Here is a 17,014-nt window from a genome sequence, read left to right on the forward strand (position 1 = left end):
TTTTGGCTGACGCAGCAGATGGGAATAAAACAACGCTGGTTGCAGGAACTACCTTCAGCGCAACCACCCCGTGGGCAACACGAAGTGCCACCGGTATTAACGTTCCAAGTGCCTTGCAAGCTTCAAGCACCAGCTTGAAATTTAGCGTCTCGGGACCACTCGACACCACTGCTGACACTACAGCCGCTGTAACCCGAATGTTGGACAACATTTCTCTGACTATCACTTATACGACACCGGCGGTGCCGGTTGAGGCTGCCGGTAGTCTCGTCGTTACTCCCCAGGCTGGCAGCTACGTGAATTCGCCTTTTAATATCACAGAAGATTTCACATCCACACAGGCTGTGAACACATGCCAGTACACACTCAATGGTGGCACAACCTGGACCAATGGAGCGGTGAGCGGAACCGGGCCCTACACCTGTACTGCCAGCAATGTATCAGCTACCAATGGCACGGCATTGGCCATCCAAATGCGTGCCTCCAATACCAGCGGTGCCAGTTGGAGTACCGTCGCTGCTTCCCTGAACAGAACAGTTGACACGGTTGCTCCGACAGATGGCACTTTGACAGCCACGGCGGCAAGCAGCAGCCAAATCAATCTGAACTGGACCGCAGCCAACGACAGCGGTTCAGGGCTGAATGCCACCAGTGCCTACAAGGTCGTCAGGGCGGATGCAACGACTACACCCCCTGCAGATTGCTCAGGAACCGCCATCTATCAAGGTACGTTGAATAGCTATAACGACACTACTGGTCTGGTCGCCAATACTGCCTATGCTTACAGGGTCTGCGCCTACGACGCACTTAATAATTTTTCCGGGGGGACGACCGCCACCGCAACGACACAGGCGGGCGCCAGCTGTACTGCCAATACCCCTACGTTGGCCGTTTCTCCATCATCGTCTCTGGTTGCTGCCGGCGCCAATATGCTCTACACGGTAACCGTGACCAACAATGACAGCGGTGCCGGTTGTGGCAACGTTACCTATAATCTTGTCCTGGGCAACAGCAACACCACCGATTTCACCATTACGGCCATTTCTCCTGCGTCGCTGTCTATTGCGCCAGCCGGGCAGGGTTCTGCTACATTTACTGTTACCGCCAAAGCCGCAGCGGCGGATGGGGCCATCAATACATCGACAGTCAGCGTCACGGCCAGCGGTCACAACCCTCCGCCAGGCGCAACTGCTCAAACGACGGTGAATAGTGGTGGTTCACCTTTGCTGCACAACAGTGCCAATCTCGACCCCCAGAACCTGAAAGGCTACGGCACCTGGGGTACATCCTACGATTGCAGCACCTGTCACATCAAAAATTCCACTAATGTGAAGCGTTTACAGGATAACATCGTAACGCCCAAAGGCAGCAGGCCTGTAGTTTTTTACCGGATGACCGCATCGGCCGCCAATGCCCAGGGTACTTTCGGGGACGACCTCCGGACCACCTATGCCAATGCCTCCCGCAACGTCTGCGAGGTCTGCCATCACCAGACGCTTTATCACCAGTACAGCTCGACAAAAATTGCTGACCGGAGCACCAATCCCCATTACAACAGGAAAGATTGCATGTCGTGCCATCCCCACAGTGCCGGTTTTAAAGGGGCAGGATGCGACGGGTGCCATGGCAATCCACCGACCAGTACGGCAACCCTGGTAACCAGCCCCGAGGCCACACTCGCCTTGGGGAACCCGCCGACAAAGGCCGGCGTCCATGCAACCCACGTGACATCCGAGGGGATGAAATGCGTCACTTGCCACAGCGGCAACACGATGCCGACGGTCAGCAAGACGATTCAGATGGGCTTTGATATCAACAATACCAACTGGCCCGGGTTTGCCGGAACTGCTGCCTTCGGTTCCTTCAGCGGCCATTCGCCCCTTGGCGGCAGCCCTGCTTATAGTTTTGTTTCCAGCAAGAGCGGCACCGTAGTCAATACCAGTGCAAGCTACCGTACTTCCTGTAATGTTTATTGCCATGGTCAGTGGACCGGCGCCAATGGCTCCATCAACCCTTCGTGGATCATCGACGACGGAACCCAGTCCGCGTGCGGTACATGCCATGCTGCGACCGCAGCCAATCCTCCAGCCACCGGCAAGCATGCCACCCACGCCGGCAGCAGTGCCGGCAACTATGGCTTTTCCTGTACCAAGTGCCATCCCAATGCCAATGGTGGCTTTAGCCATGTGAACGGCAGTGTTCAGTGGCGGCTCAGTTCTTCCACCAACGGCTTGATAGGTTCCACTGCCACCTACACGCCGGGATCTGGGACCGCAGGCATCAGCGGCCAAACCAACGCCATTGCCCCCAGCGCTACCTATGGCACATGCACCAACATCTACTGCCACTCCACAGCCCAGGGCAGTACCGGCACCAGCACCGGAATTGCCTACACCTCACCCAAATGGAGCGATGCAGCCTTAGGGTGTAACGGTTGCCATGCGGATATGTCCGGTGCATCGGGAACCGGCGACCATGCGAAGCATGCCAACACCTATGGCTTTACCTGCCTCAATTGCCATGGCAGCGGCTATACCAGCAGCAGTATCACCACGGCTACCCATGTCAACCGCAATGTGGATCTCAAGTTCAGTAACGGCACCATTGCGCCGCTTACCACCTACCAGAAGGGAACGAGCTTCCCTGCCGGGAGTGCGGCCTACAGCTACTGCAGCAACAGCTACTGCCACTCCAACGGCCAGAGCGACAACGCCAAGGCCGCCATATACCGGCAGCCGGTTTGGGGCACGACAGTGACCAACTGTGGCAGCTGCCACAACAACATGGCCACCTTTGCCAATGCAACGTCGGGGAGCCACTTCAAGCATGCCAACACTACCAGCGGTTACGCCATGGCCTGCACTATTTGTCACGGGGCCTCCTATACCTCAACCTCTGTGCCAACGGGTTCTGGTTCCAGCCATGTGAACAAGCAGATCAATCTTGCATTCACCGGCACTGCAGCAGGGACCAACTACAGCAAAACAACCGCTTTCGCCCCGGCCAGTGGCGCTTATGGTACCTGTACCACCAACTACTGCCATTCCAATGGTCAGAGCGACAACGCAAAAGCACGGATTACCCGGACAGTCACATGGGGCGCCACCGTCAACTGCGGCAGCTGTCACAACGACATGAAGGCCTTTGCCAACGCCTCCTCCGGCAGTCATAAGATGCATGCCCAGGGCAACCCCAACTATGACTGCGCTATGTGCCATAGCGGCTACACAGCCACAACGGTAACCACATCGACCCACGCCGACAGCAAAATCAATCTGGGCTTTACCTCAACGGCGCTCAATACCGTCTACTCCAAGTACTCGGCCGCCGGTTTTGCCACAGCAAAAGGGCAGTATGGCACCTGTTCCAAGAGTTCTTGCCACGGCGGTGGCAAGCCGCTCTGGGGCAGCGACACCACCCGGCCCGAGTGCTTCAAGTGTCACGGTTCGCAGTTGACCACCGGCTTCACCAATGTCAGTGCAGCCAGCGTTGCCCCCGGTTATAATACGACCGATGGCCGTGATACGGCGGGTAATACAGCGGCATCGTCGGCAAGGGTTGGCGCCCATCAGGGGCATTTGGTCGGCAGCGACAATATTTCCGATAAGGTTCACTGCGGCGAGTGCCACACCACCCATACAACAGTGACAGATGCCACTCACCTCAACTACACTACTGCCACCATGACATTCGGGCTCCTGGCTAAGAGCAACACGGCTGCGCCATCCGTTAGTCGTGCTTCCGGGGTCATGACCTGCTCCAACACCTACTGCCACGGCGCGAAAATGCCCGGTGGCGATACAACTGGTGCCAACAAGGCTCCGGCCTGGAATGCTACTGGTTATCTGCCGTCAACGCTAACGGCCCCCGGCTCCTGCAATACCTGCCACGGCTTCCCGCCGTCAACGGCATCAGGACACCCGACGGCAACCGCGCCGCCTTCTTTCCCGACAGGTAATTGTAACTGCCATGCAAACATCAGCACCACCGGTTCTACCTACGCGACGATATTCGTAGACAAGACCAAGCATATAAACGGCATTTATGAGCCGGCTGCCAGCGGTTGCAAAGGGTGCCACGGCACCGGGTCGGTCAAGGACATGCAGACCGAATTTGCCAGAAACTCACACCATATCAACAAGGCCTGGGCCGACATTACCGACGCCGATTGCGTCGTCTGCCACGCCGAAGGGACCATTTCCGGGGGCTCAGTCAGCGTGGTTAGCAACAGGCATGGCAACGACACCGGTACAAAAGGGGTCGTCGATCTCTACAATGCCGATACCCGTACCACCATTTACAGTATCACCCTTACCGATTTGACAGCGAAGACGGCAGCCGGCAATACCGCCAATGCAACCCTCGATACCTTCTGCTTCAGCTGCCACGATTCCAACGGTGCGGCGGCCGTCACTACCGCCAATGGTTTCAGCGGCACGGCTATTAATACGGCGACAAATCCCTTTAGTGAGGTGGTTGGCACCTATGACCTGCGTAATAGCTATGATCAGGTCAAAAAGTCATTCGGTGCAGCTCCGGCATCCCTGAATGTCTACGACGCCTTTGCTACCACCAACAACAGCAACCATGCGGTGCGGGCTGCGCGATATACCACGGCCACCCTTTCCGCGCCATACCAGTCCCTTAAGCAGGCAGGCCTTCTATCGACGACAGTGCAAGTCTTCAGCGGCCAGGGAACAGCTGGCGTGGCTGACAACAGCCAGCTGCACTGTAACGATTGCCACTCTACTGCCTACAGTGCCCATGGCTCTGCCAATGAGTACCTATTGCAGACGGCAACGGAAGAGAACCCAACAGTTGAGCATCTGGCATTGACCAGCTATGTTTGCCAGAAGTGCCATTCTTCGACCGTGTACACCACGACCGGAACCCATGTGGGCAACTCCTCCGATTACCAGCCCCAATCCAATACTACGGCGGTCGGTTCGGCCAGGCTTTCCAATACCTCCAAAGGTAAGGGGCATATTACCGGCATTGCCTGTCTCAACTGCCATGACGGTGACGTCGGTTTTGGTGGTATCCACGGCTTCCCCAACGCCACATATGTCGATGGTGCCGGGTTGACCCAGAACAAGCGCCGTTTCATGCCCGGCGCTGGGCTCTATAAATACGTACCGAGCGCTACCATATCCGGTGATGGGGCATGGGATATGGCAACGCCGGACAACAAATGCTATACGCTCGGTACCGCTACCTCTATGTCCGCGTGCACCCAACACAGCGGGGGGACGTCTGATGGCGCACGAAATGTAAGGCGACCGGTAACCTACTGATTATTTTCATTCCAAATTTCAGAAACAAACAGACGGTCTTGCGCAAGCGGGGCCGTCTGTTTGTTCTGTGGAGACAGGACTGATAGGCGGATATGCACGGTTTTATAAGAGCTATAGTTTCCTGTTATGCAACGGCTGCCATTTTTGTTTTGATGGCTGCATATCTCATCCGTGGCAAATACTTTGGTGGAGAGTTGGATCCAAGGGTAATGTTGGCGTTTGCCGCCCTGCTTATTCTACAGAGTGCATCTGTTCTTGCCCTAAGGCTGAGAAGGCTCAAGCAGCCTGGAGATTTACCTATACCGCCAGTTGCCCTTGAACATAGCTTCACATTTCCCGGACAACATGCTGAAGCTGCAAAAATTCTTGCTGATGCCGGTTTTACCGCCTTGAATGCCGTTTCTACGATCTATCCTGGCTGTTATGGCAAGCGGGTAAGGTTCACGCTCTGCATCGAGCTTATTGCCTGTGGTGGCCTTCTTCTTGCCCTGATCTGCGGAACTCTCAATTTCGCCTTCGGAATACGAGGATATCTCATGGCGGCCCCAGGTCCTAACTGGGTGGAGATGGCAGGCAATCTGCAGAAAGTTCAGCAGGGATTTCTTGTAGATAATTCGGTCCTTACAGGCAAAATGAAGATTAATGATTTGAAAAACGCCGACCGTGGGAAGGTGGCGCAGATAAGCTTTGAAATGGCCAATGGAACAGGAATGATCCCGGATTCCCACATACTCAGGCGTGGAGAGTTCATAGATAGCGGGAAGCTGAGACTACGGTTTATTGGCGATACCTATATGGTGTTCAGTTATGTGACCATGAACGGGCTCGATTTTCAGTCGGAGCCAGTTTATCTACATCCTAAGGGCAAAAAAAGGGGATATGGCGCTACCTTGAAATTGAATCATCCCGGCGCTGCAGGGGAACTTGTTTATGACCCGGAATCGGCTGATTTCACGGTAATGGTGTATGAAAACGGAAAACTCGGTTTCGAGCAGAAGTTCAGGCAGGGGGAGGTGGCGAAGCAGGGTGGGTATGCAGTGCAGGTTACAGGTCTGGGGCATTTCGGCAGGATTGATGTCATGCGCCACAACTACCGCACACAGATTTTTGCTGGCCTGATCATCCTGGCAAGTGCGCTTGTGGTGCGGCTTTTCTGCAGACCATTGCAGGTGTGGCTCTGGTCCGAGGATGGCAGGACGATTCTTTATACGAAAAACAGAAGGGTAGGCAAATTTTTGAGCGGATTTTGCAAGGATTAGATATCACCCCGCTCCCATCGTTCGAGCAGCAGTTTTGATTTTTCAACCAGTTCTTTAGGTCGTCCCTTGTCACTATAGGTTTGACCTGCTTCGTCACGGTAGATGGGAGTCGTGCCCGGTTTCAGCCCACCACCTTCCGTTTCCGCTTCCAGCATTTTGATGCCGTTGGGCCAGTAGTAAGTCTCTTTACCCGTTGCCATGCCCAGGTTGATGGCCTTGTTTTCAATGACACCATCGCCTAATTTGTGGCCGTTCTTGTACCAATAGGTCCATGGCCCGGAGAGAAGATTGTCGCGATAGGAGAACTCTTTCTTTTTCTGACCGCTTTCATAGTACTCGAAGCTTTTTAGCCGCGACTTTTCAGTGCCCTTTCCGTGAAATACGGCAGTCTCCTTTTTGTTCCCCCCTGGGTATGTGGAGGTAACCTGTTCACGGCCCTCCCTGGTACAGGCAACACAAAGGATGACAGCTGCAAAAGCCACCAGCAGGAGTTTATATCTTTGCATCGGTTCCATCTCCTTGGCTCTAAGGTATTTAATCATTGATAATATACTAGGTCAGCATAGACGGGTCAACTTCATTGACGGACGAAGGTACTACAGGTTATTCTGCCATACAGGTTAATGTGGAACATCCTGTGCACCAGATGGGTAAGGCTTAAGAAGCAATAACAGGAGGTTCAATGTCTAAATACGAAGCCATTTTTGTGTGGCTGGCTATTGCCTTTTACGGGATTACCAGTGCCCTGTATATCTATGCCTATGTTTTTAAGAAGGAAAGGGTGATCGATAAGGTGATCTACCCTGCAGCCGGAGCATTTCTAATCCAAACCGCAGCCATCGCCGCACGGTATATGGCGGTAGGGAACCTGCCATGGGCAGGGGATTATGAAGATGGTCTCGCCGGTTCCTGGTTCATAATGGCGTTCACCCTGGTTATTTCCCTGCGCAACCGCCATCTGCGGGGAATCGGTGTCGGAACCATACCGATGTCGCTTTTACTCCTCGGCTACGGCGTCATGCGCAGTCCTCAGCTGGTGCCGATGTCTGTTTCGCTGAAGTCCTATTGGCTTGTCGTCCATGTCCTTTTTGCCTGGCTTGCCTTCAGTTCCTACGTCATCGCTTTCGGCCTGTCAATCATGTACCTGTTAAAAGAGAAAAATCCGCTGAAAGGGGCCTACCAGAGATTTCCTGATTTTCCCATGTTGGATGATCTCATGTTCAAGTACCTGGTTTTCGGTTTCATCACCGATGCCATTATGATCGTCTCCGGCGCCATCTGGGCGCGAAACCTGTGGGGCAATTATTGGTCGTGGGATCCGGTAGAGACTTGGTCGCTGGTCACTTGGCTCACCTATGGCATGGCGATTCACCTACGAGTGACCTTGGGCTGGCGTGGTCGCAGGCTGGCCTGGATACTGATTTTTGCGCTTTCCGGTATGATCATCACCTACTTTGGCATCAATCTGCTGGTGAATTCAAGCCTGCACATGTTCAATGTTCAGCCCAATTGATTCAGCTGCCCCTATGATCAACAAGCTCATCAAGATTTTCGGCTCACTGCGCTTTACCGTCGGTATCGTCATAGGCTTGGTGGCAGTTTTCATTGTCGGCCTGATTGTGCCCCAGAAATCGATGATCGGCCTGGAGGCCTTCCATCAGTGGCAGCGACACAGCCCAGAGCTGGTCTCATTTCTTGAAGCGCTCTCCCTGACGGATATATATTCTGCGCCACTGGTGCTGTGTTTGTGGGGATTGTTCTTCCTTAACCTGCTTGTCGTCATGTCCCACCGCATCCCTCTCATCTGGCGCCGTTGCATGGACATCAATCTCCCCTCAAGTCAGAGCTATCTCGATGCCTGTCAACACAGAAGCGTCATAGCAGGAAAAGGGATCGATGCAGCGCTGGTCGTACTGAGGCAACATGGCTATCGGGTCTTTCAGGGAGACAACACGTTCTGGGCAGTAAAAAACAGGTATGCCCCAGTGGGGACGATACTGTTCCACATCAGTTTTTTGCTGCTCCTGCTGGGGGGCGTCCTTACCTTTTACACCAGTTTTCGTGGTGAAGCGGCCGTTGCTACCGGAGAAACCTTCACCGGAGAGTACACCAAGCGCAAGCTGCCGAAGATTGGCTCCGTTCCTGCCACTTCCTTCACGGTGGAAAAAATCGTTCCCACATACTTCAATCAGGAAGTGCCGGTTGATCTCAAGGTTTATATCTCGTCACCCAAAGGGCTCCAAACCTGCGGTATCAATCGGCCGTTCCATGATGGTGAGCTCTCCTTTGTGGTCATGGACATCGATGTTGCTCCTTTGTTCATTCTCAAAGATCTGTCCGGCGCAGAACTTGACAGTGCATTTGTGAAGCTCAAGGTGCTGCAGGGTAAAGAGGACAGCTTTAAGATGGGGGGGTATACCTTCAAGACCCTTTTTCATACGGACGTCCTGGCAGAAAATTCCAGCCAATCCGCTACCAGTGCAGGTCTCCCGGAGGCATTGAAAAGGGCCGGAGCCCAGCAGGCTCAGGTACAAAGCCGGCAAATTGTCAACCCTGCCTTTACCATTGCCGTTTACGATGGAGACCGGTTGCTGCATCAGGAACTCGTCAAGCCAGGAGGCGAGATTGTCATCGGCAACAAACGGTTGGTATTCGCCGACCTTGCCTACTGGGTGCGCTTGTATGCGGGGATGGAGCAAGGCTTGGCCATCGTCTATTCGGGTTTTGGTCTCATGATCATCGCCCTCACCATGCGTCTCCTCTTCTACCGGCGTGAGCTGTGGGGAATGGTCTGCGACGAGGAGCTGCACCTGGCTGGACGCTCTGAATATTTCACCGCACTTTTCACCGATGAATTCCAGAAGGTGACGGCGGCGCTGAATTCTCCTACGTAGCAATTTTTCATTCGTTGTCCTGGGTGGCGTATTGCGCCGAACCCATGGAGAGAAAATGAAACTTTTACTGGTATCCCCCCCTTTTGGCGAAAAAGGGCAAAAATCGAAAGGACTACCCATCGCACCACCGGTGCTGGAGTATCTGGCCGGCTTGACCCTCCAGGTCCGCCCGGATGTGACCGTTGAACTGGTGGATGCCAACAAGGAACAGTTCGATCCGGAGCTGGCCGATGGGGACCTGATCGGCTTTACCGTCCTCACCCCCCAGGCTCCCTGGGTCTACCGCATGACCGACCGTTTGCGGGCGGCGGGCAAGCAGGTGCTTCTGGGAGGTATCCATGTAACTGCCCTGCCCGATGAGGCAGGGCGCCATGCCGATGCCATCGTCCTTGGTGAGGCGGAGGAGATCTGGGGCGGACTCCTGGATGATGCCGAAAAGAGGCAATTGAAGCCGGTTTACCAGGGTGGGTTCCCAGAGTTGAAAGGTTTGCCACGACCGATCACCAACCTCTGGAAAACGAACTATGTCTACGGCTATTTCCAGACCTCCCGTGGCTGTCCCCATCGCTGCAGTTTCTGTTCGGTCCACGAGTTTTTCGGCGGCCGGGTACGCACCCGCCCCATTGACGAGGTCGTCGCCGAAGTCGCCCAGAGCAAGCGGCGCCTGTTCTGGGGGATCGACGACAACGTCTGGGGGGTCAACATGAACTACACCATAGAGTTGTACCGGGAGATGGGCAAGAGCCTCCGGGGGAAGTCGTGGTTCGGCTCCGGTGACCTAGTTTCCGTGGATCATCCACGGGCAGGGGAGCTGTTGACCAATGCCCGCAAGGCGGGGCTGACGGCGGTGCTTGTGGGCTGGGAATCGAACAATATCGGCAGTCTGGAGGAATACAAGGCGGTCACCAAGCAGGGGCGGCAGCGGCGAGATGCCATCAAAAAAATACGGGACAACGGCATCGAGGTCATGCTGTTCATGATGATCGGCGGGAGACAGGACCGGCGGGAGGACTACGAGGGAATTCTCAAGCTTTGCGACGAGCTGAAGGTTTCCGCCCACCCGGTAATGACCACGCCGTTTCCCGGCACGGGCCTCTATGATCTCTACAAGCCGTATCTCGTGCCAGGCCTTGACTGGGACAGCTTCGATGGCAACCATGCCGTCTTTACCCATGATGATCCTATGATGAGCATCGATTTCCGGGAAGATGCCATCATCAAACTGAGGGCCGAACTTTTCACCATCCCGAGAATACTGGGGCGCATACCGCAAATATCCTGGCGGGGCTTCCCCATGTCCCATATTACATCCTGGATGATTCAGTATCCCCAGGGGAGAGCCTTCAAACAGTTCGCCCGGGAGCGGGAAGCGATGAACAAGGAGAAAGACCGATGCAGATAAGCCCCGAACTTGGCGTTGCTATCATGATGAACAACTACTTCCATGATGTTGCCACCGCCCTTCTCGCCGCCAGCGCTTTTGTCATCCATGCCATCGTCCGGACCCAATCGGTCATGTCCAGCCGTGAGGCGACCCTCTTTTTCCTCAGAACCTATGATCAGATGGTGAAATTTTTCCGTTTTGCCCTCTGGTGGATTGTCATCGGCGGCATTCCCCGGACCATCTTCTACAAGAGCTTCGAATGGGCCAATGCCGCTGACAAGCTGCAGGTGCCGGCGCTGATGGTCAAGCATGTGGTGATGGCCGTGCTGGTTATCGGAGGCGTTGTTGCATGGCGGCGGCTCAAGGTGAAAGTTGCTGCCCTGAGAACTGCCGTCCAGGCAGCCAATGAAGGATAATCCCCGGTGCTCCTGCGCGTCCTGAAAAGCTCGCTTCTCAACCGGCCAAAGGCGATTGTGCTTCTGCTCCTTTCCATAACGATGGGAGCAGCGGTGGCGACCGCCTTCCTCGGCATCTACGGCGAGATTTCCCACAAGATGGCCCTCGAACTGCGCAGCTACGGCGCCAACATCCTGGTGGAACCAGCGGCGGCCGAAGACGGAGCCGACCTGGACGAGGCGGACCTGAAAAAGATCAAAACCGTTTTCTGGAAGTACAACATCACCGGGTTTGCTCCATACCTGTTCGGCATCGTCGATCTGGAAGCGGGAGGTAAAAAAGCGCGCGGCGTCGTCACCGGCACTTGGTTCGGCAAGGAACTGGAGGTGGAAGGGGAAGAGCCCTCAATCCAGGGGGTGCGGGTGATCGCACCCTGGTGGGACGTGGCAGGACAATGGCCGCAGGCAGCGGACGAGGCAATCGTCGGCGTTTCCCTTGCTAGAAGACTCGGTCTCAAAGCGGGGAGCGAGATTGTTGCCGGGAAAAACGGCAGGAGCCGGCGCTTCAAGATATCCGGGGTTGTAACAACCGGCGGCTACGAGGAGGAGCAGCTTTTTGCTCCTTTGCCAACGGTACAGGGGCTGCTGGCAAAGGAGGGGCGTATCTCCCGGGTGCTGGTCAGCGCTTTGACCGTACCCATGGATGATTTCGGCTCCCGGGACCCGGCCACCATGACCAAACTGGAATATGAGAAATGGTATTGCACCGCCTACGTCACCTCCGTTGCCAAGAACGTGGAGGAGGTCGTGGCCGGGAGCCGGGCCAAGCCCATCTGGCAGATTGCCAGCGCCGAAGGTTCCCTGCTGAAGAAATTCAACATGGTCATGATTCTTCTTACCTCCCTGGCCTTGGCGGCTTCGGCCATAGCCGTTTCCACGAGCCTCATGGCCTCGATGGCCGAGCGGCAGCACGAGGTGGCGCTGATGAAGACCCTCGGTGCGGATCGTTTGCAGGTCGTCACCATTTTCTTCGGCGAAATCCTCATTATTTCCCTGATCGGTGGTGTGCTCGGTTACCTGCTTGGGGATCAGCTGGCGGAGCTGGTCAGCCGTATCGTTTTCAGTTCGAAGATCAAGTCCCCCTTCTGGCTTTTCCCCACCGCCATTCTGGCCGCCTTTGCCGTGGCTGCCGCCGGCAGCGTCGTTCCCCTGCGTCGGGCTTTGCTTATCAAGCCGGTGCAGGTGCTGAAGGGATGATATGAGCAGAAGACGTTGGTTCTTTCATGTGGTCATACGCTCTCTTGCCCATCGAAAGGGAGGGACGCTGCTGCTGGTGACGGTCCTGGCCATGGCGTCGAGTCTCGTTACCTCCCTGGGCATTGTTTCCTTTTCCATGGAGAAAAAAGTAGCCGAGGAAATCAGGCGCTACGGCGCGAACCTTGTGATTGTGGCAGACAGTGCCGGGGTCGAGGTGGGAAGCGGCGGCATGAATTTCGGCAGGGTGGCGGAATCTGCTTACCTGGACCAGGGACAGGTTCAACGGGCACTGTTGCAGGAGCCGGCTGCAGGGCGCGACCTTTCCTTCCACTTGCGGGGAGCACTGAAGCTTTGGGGGGATACGGTCGCTGTGGATGGGGTGGTATTTCCGCAGATCCGCCGACTTTCCCCCTGGTGGCGGATTCAGGGTACCTGGCCGGATGCAAATGGCGCCCTGATCGGCAGCGACCTTGCCCTGCGCCGTTCCATCAAGCCTGGCGATGCGCTTTCGTTGAGCGGTCCTGCCGGCGGCATGGTGGTCAGGGTTACCGGCATCGTTTCAACGGGTGGCGAGGCGGACCGGCTTGTTTTTCTCGATCTGCTGGCCCTGCAGAAGGCGCTGGGTCTGCAGGGGCAGCTGACTGCCGTGAAAATATTGGCAGCTGCGACAGGGGAAGACCTGCGGCGGCTCGCCGGCAATCTGCAGAAGCTTCTGGGAGGAGCACAGGTGAAAGAGGTTCGTCAGGTTGCGGCGACCAGCGAATCGCTGCTGAAGAAGGTCCAGCTATTGATGCTCCTGGTGGCGGCGGTGGTGGTCACTGCATGTGGCGCCAGTGTTGCAGCAACAATGAGCAGCAGCGTGCTTGAGCGGGGCAGGGAAATCGGCCTCATCAAAGCCATGGGGGCGTCGCGGCGAGCGGTTCTGCTCCTTTTCACCGCAGAATCGGTTCTTCTCGGCATCATCGGCGGGGTGGCAGGCTATGGTGCCGGTTATGCCATCGCCCTGCTGGTGACGAAGACGGTCTTTGCAACTGCTGCCGAGTTTCTGCCTGCCTTTTTCCCAGCGGCGGTCGTAGTCAGCTGCTTTCTGGCCCTCGTCGGCAGTACCGGCCCCTTGATCGCCGTCTACCGCCTCGATCCGGTACGCAGCTTACGGGGAGAATGAGTTAATGCCAGTGGAATCCGGAACATGTATCATCGAAACAGCAGGGTTGACCAAACGTTACGGGGATATCTGCGCTCTTGCTCCCCTGGACCTGCAGGTTTCCGAGGGGGAATGGCTTACTGTAATGGGGCATTCCGGTTCGGGCAAGAGCACCCTGCTTAATCTCCTGGGGGGTCTTGACCGCCCCACTGCCGGAAGGCTGCTGGTGGGAGGTGAGGACCTCCTTGCCTTCAGCGAAGACCATCTGGCCAGGTTCCGACGGGAAGCGGTCGGCATCATTTTCCAGCAACATCACCTCATTCCCTATCTCACCGCCCTGGAGAACGTGATGATGGCCCAGTACTTCCATAGTGTTCCCGACCAGGCCGAGGCACGCCAGGCGCTGGAACGGGTAGGATTGGGCAAACGGCTTGCCAACCGACCGGGAGAATTGTCGGGGGGGGAGCAGCAACGGGTCTGTATCGCCCGGGCCATCATCAACAGCCCGAAACTGCTCCTTGGCGACGAGTTGACCGGCAATCTGGACCACAAGAGCACCCGGCTGGTCATGGAGTTGTTGAAAGAGCTGCACGAAGAAGAACACTTCACGCTGGTCCTGGTTACCCACAACCAGGAGGTGGCAGGGTGGGGCGGGCGCACCCTTTTTATGGATGACGGCAAGCTGGTGAAGGATCTGCGGCACGAGAGGAAGGGCGATGATCCTAGCTAGGGGAGTAACCATGCTCCTTGTCTGGGCCATCCTTGTCATGGGACTGGCACGGGCCTATGCCGGGGAAAAGGCCGCGCTAACAGCAGGCTGCGCTGCGGGGCTCGTGGCCGGCACCATTTTCGGTTTTTTCCTGTTCGCTGCCGTTCCCGGTGAGATACCCTTCTTTATCATCAAGTCGGCCCTGGCCGCTGCCTTTATTTCACTCTTCATCGTTGCCGCCATTGTCTGGTACAGGGGGACTGCGGCTGAGGGGGACAGGCCGTCCGTCAGACATGCCGTGGTTGCCATAACCGTGTTTCTCTTTGCAGCAGGGTATGGCCTATTGCTTGTCTGCCGCTTGCCCTACGGGACTGATAATTCGCAATTTATGGCATTACTGCTGATTCTCCTGGCAATGCTGGGGCTCTGGATGATTGTGTACCGTCTGGAGCCGCTTCTGCCAAACATCGGCATGGCAAAGGGGGGGACATCCCTTTTCGCCGTCTCGCTGCTTCTGTTCATAGCGTCCCTTTCTCCCCGGCTCGATCTCTTCTCGCCACTAAGCATGAAGGTGATGAAGCTCATCCACGACTTCGTTCACCAGTTTTTCGAATCGATGCTCATTCCCGACCACCCGTTTTTTCGCACAGACATCTGGAATTACATCGGCCTTCTTTTCAGCAACGGCGTCGGCTTCTGGGGAGGGCTTGCCATCTGGTTCATACCTACGACTGGGGTGACACTGGCGACCTTTCGGGAGCCGCTACCGTCCGTGGCCCACGTACGCCAAGCCGCCGTCCGTCGCAAGCTCATCGCTGCCCAGCTCCGCGAGCGCCGCCGGCGTCTCTTTTTCCCACTGTTTGCCGGCCTGGTCATGGCGGCAGCGGCCTTTAACAGCAGCCATCCCTCCGTGGAGTACTGGGATCCGAAACCACTGGCGGTAAAAGCGGATAGCGCGGGGGAGATCGTGCTTCCGGTCAAGGATGGGGACGTGGACCTCAAGGACGGCAAGCTGCACAAGTACCTCTATCAGAAAGGCGCGCAGAAAGTACGGTTTTTCGCTCTCTACCGTTCGGGCGAACTGACCGTTGTCCTGGATGCCTGCTCCATCTGTCAACCCGACGGATACGGGCAGAATGAAGGCACCGTTATCTGCTATTACTGCAAAACGCTGATTCCGCTGGAAACGGTGGGCAAGCCTGGAGGATGCAACCCCATCCCCGTACCATTTGCGGTGGATGGTTCCGGCGTGCATCTCTCTGCTGAAATGCTGGTAAATACCTGGGTGGCCCAGGTCCAATCGGAGAAAAAGCTGCCGGGAGGAGGAAAATGAAGCGGCTCGCCTGGTTCCTCCGACACATAGTGGCATCGCGGGGCGCAACGCCTGCCATCATTGGCTGCTTCGCCCTCATTTACATCATCATCGCCTTTTACAATGACGAGGCCCTGGTGACCCTCCTGGCGCTCACCAGGAGCACCCCCCCGTTAGCCATGTTGCTGGCCTGCATTCCCCTGAATCTTGCTGCCCGGTTGTTCTTTGAAATCGCCGATTTTATCCGGAAGAAAAGGTTAACGGTCTTTCTACCGCAGGAAACATGGGCTGCCGGGGAACGTGTCAAACTGGCCGGCAGGATGGAGGCCGACCTGCTGGAGAAAAAGTTGGCCGGGGCAGGATACCACTGCCGGCACGGCGAGGGCTTCATCGCTGCATGGAAAGGCATCAGTGCCTTTCCTGCCCGCTTTTTTCTGCTGCTGGGCTTTTTGCTGCTTTTTTCCGGCATCCTCCTCAGCACCACCACCAGGGAATCCGTGCGCACGCCACTTATCGAGGGGGAGCCTCTGCCGGAGGCGATGGGGGCGCAGGGGCGGGTGGAGCAGATTCTTCTCCGGGACCGCCCGGGACTGGTCCTGGCTCGCACCTTGGCCATCACGGTCGGTTTTTTTGACGGCAGCACCGAAACAACGAAAGAATTCGGCCTTTACCCCCCCGGCTCTCTGCATGGCGTCTATCTCTATCCTCGCTATCTGGGTCTTGCTCCCTTCGTGGAATTTACCCCTCCGGAGCGAGCCTTCGCTTTTTCCTCGTATGTCACGCTGATGATCTATCCTCCCGGCAGGGAAGACAGCGTCGAGGTCCCCGGCTCCCCCTACAGGATAGCTTTTACCCTGGCTGAGCCCAGGTCGGCCCGTGATCCCTACAGTAGCGGTAAATATGAGCTCCAGTTCCGGGTGGTGAAGGATAAGGCCGCGGTGGCGGAGGGCACGGTGCCTCTTGGAAGCACCGTTACGCGCAATGGCTACACCCTTGCCTTTCCCAACGCCAAAAGGATCGTCATGACCGATCTGGTCAGAGACCGGGGGTTGTCGTTTATCTGGTGGTCAGGTCTCTGCATGCTTGTTGCTGTCGCGGTCTATATGCCGGTAAGACTGCTTGCACCCCGGAGGGAGATGATGTTCGTGGCCCATGGAAGGGGCACGCAGGCTATCTCATGGGCAGAAGGGGGGAAGACCGCTCACCGCTCAGTATTTCACGGTATTCTTGATGCCATTTCCCGGGATCAGGATCGCTGATTGACCAAAGGGCCTCACATCTCGGCACTTTTATTGAATATTAAAATCCGCGCTGTGATACAATGGCGATGCCCTGGTTATCAGGCACACCCGAGCGCCGGGACAGG

At 56.2% G+C, this 17,014-nt stretch carries 12 protein-coding genes; 11 read left to right on the plus strand and 1 reads right to left on the minus strand.

All coding sequences use genetic code 11. The features are described 5' to 3' along the window. Nucleotides 1–197 precede the first annotated feature (197 nt). Nucleotides 198–5,294, plus strand: coding sequence for a CxxxxCH/CxxCH domain-containing protein (locus tag ML541_RS08475; RefSeq protein WP_243372284.1), 5,097 nt, complete (start codon nt 198–200; stop codon nt 5,292–5,294). Nucleotides 5,295–5,386: 92 nt separating this feature from the next. After that, entirely contained in the window at nt 5,387–6,553 is a 1,167-nt protein-coding gene (locus ML541_RS08480) for a hypothetical protein (protein ID WP_243372286.1), read from the plus strand. Here ML541_RS08480 and ML541_RS08485 read toward each other — a convergent pair. Beyond that, nucleotides 6,550–7,059 carry a hypothetical protein gene (locus tag ML541_RS08485; protein ID WP_243372289.1) on the minus strand — a complete coding sequence of 170 codons (510 nt, stop codon included), beginning with the start codon at nt 7,057–7,059 and terminating at the stop codon, nt 6,550–6,552. The two genes, ML541_RS08480 and ML541_RS08485, sit on opposite strands and share 4 nt — an antisense overlap. A gap of 176 nt (nt 7,060–7,235) precedes the next feature. Here ML541_RS08485 and ccsA point away from each other — a divergent pair, with 176 nt between their 5' ends. Genes ccsA through ML541_RS08530 form a run of 9 tightly spaced genes read left to right on the plus strand, consistent with a single transcriptional unit; the run spans nt 7,236 to nt 16,907 of the window. Then, entirely contained in the window at nt 7,236–8,066 is an 831-nt protein-coding gene (ccsA, locus tag ML541_RS08490; RefSeq protein WP_243372291.1) for a cytochrome c biogenesis protein CcsA, read from the plus strand. A 13-nt stretch (nt 8,067–8,079) separates the two neighbouring features. Beyond that, entirely contained in the window at nt 8,080–9,447 is a 1,368-nt protein-coding gene (locus tag ML541_RS08495; protein WP_243372293.1) for a cytochrome c biogenesis protein ResB, read from the plus strand. A gap of 55 nt (nt 9,448–9,502) precedes the next feature. Further along, nucleotides 9,503–10,849 (plus strand): radical SAM protein, encoded by a 1,347-nt coding sequence (locus tag ML541_RS08500; RefSeq protein ID WP_243372294.1) that lies wholly within the window; start codon nt 9,503–9,505, stop codon nt 10,847–10,849. Beyond that, nucleotides 10,840–11,247: a hypothetical protein gene (locus ML541_RS08505; protein ID WP_243372296.1), complete on the plus strand. Its 408-nt coding sequence runs from the start codon at nt 10,840–10,842 to the stop codon at nt 11,245–11,247. Before ML541_RS08500 ends, ML541_RS08505 begins: the two co-directional genes overlap by 10 nt. A gap of 6 nt (nt 11,248–11,253) precedes the next feature. Beyond that, a complete protein-coding gene (locus ML541_RS08510) occupies nt 11,254–12,483 on the plus strand; it encodes an ABC transporter permease (RefSeq protein WP_243372297.1) in 1,230 nt (409 codons plus the stop codon). 1 nt (nt 12,484) lies between these two features. Further along, on the plus strand, nt 12,485–13,648 hold the full coding sequence (locus ML541_RS08515) for an ABC transporter permease (RefSeq protein WP_243372298.1): 1,164 nt from the start codon (nt 12,485–12,487) through the stop codon (nt 13,646–13,648). 10 nt (nt 13,649–13,658) lie between these two features. Then, nucleotides 13,659–14,357: an ABC transporter ATP-binding protein gene (locus ML541_RS08520; RefSeq protein WP_347710794.1), complete on the plus strand. Its 699-nt coding sequence runs from the start codon at nt 13,659–13,661 to the stop codon at nt 14,355–14,357. Next, on the plus strand, nt 14,344–15,669 hold the full coding sequence (locus ML541_RS08525) for a DUF2318 domain-containing protein (protein WP_243372300.1): 1,326 nt from the start codon (nt 14,344–14,346) through the stop codon (nt 15,667–15,669). Before ML541_RS08520 ends, ML541_RS08525 begins: the two co-directional genes overlap by 14 nt. Continuing rightward, nucleotides 15,666–16,907, plus strand: coding sequence for a hypothetical protein (locus ML541_RS08530; RefSeq protein WP_243372301.1), 1,242 nt, complete (start codon nt 15,666–15,668; stop codon nt 16,905–16,907). The genes ML541_RS08525 and ML541_RS08530 overlap by 4 nt, the downstream gene beginning before the upstream one ends. Nucleotides 16,908–17,014 lie beyond the last annotated feature (107 nt).

Source organism: Geotalea sp. SG265, assembly GCF_022808985.1.
Classification (GTDB): Bacteria; Desulfobacterota; Desulfuromonadia; order Geobacterales; family Geobacteraceae; genus Geotalea.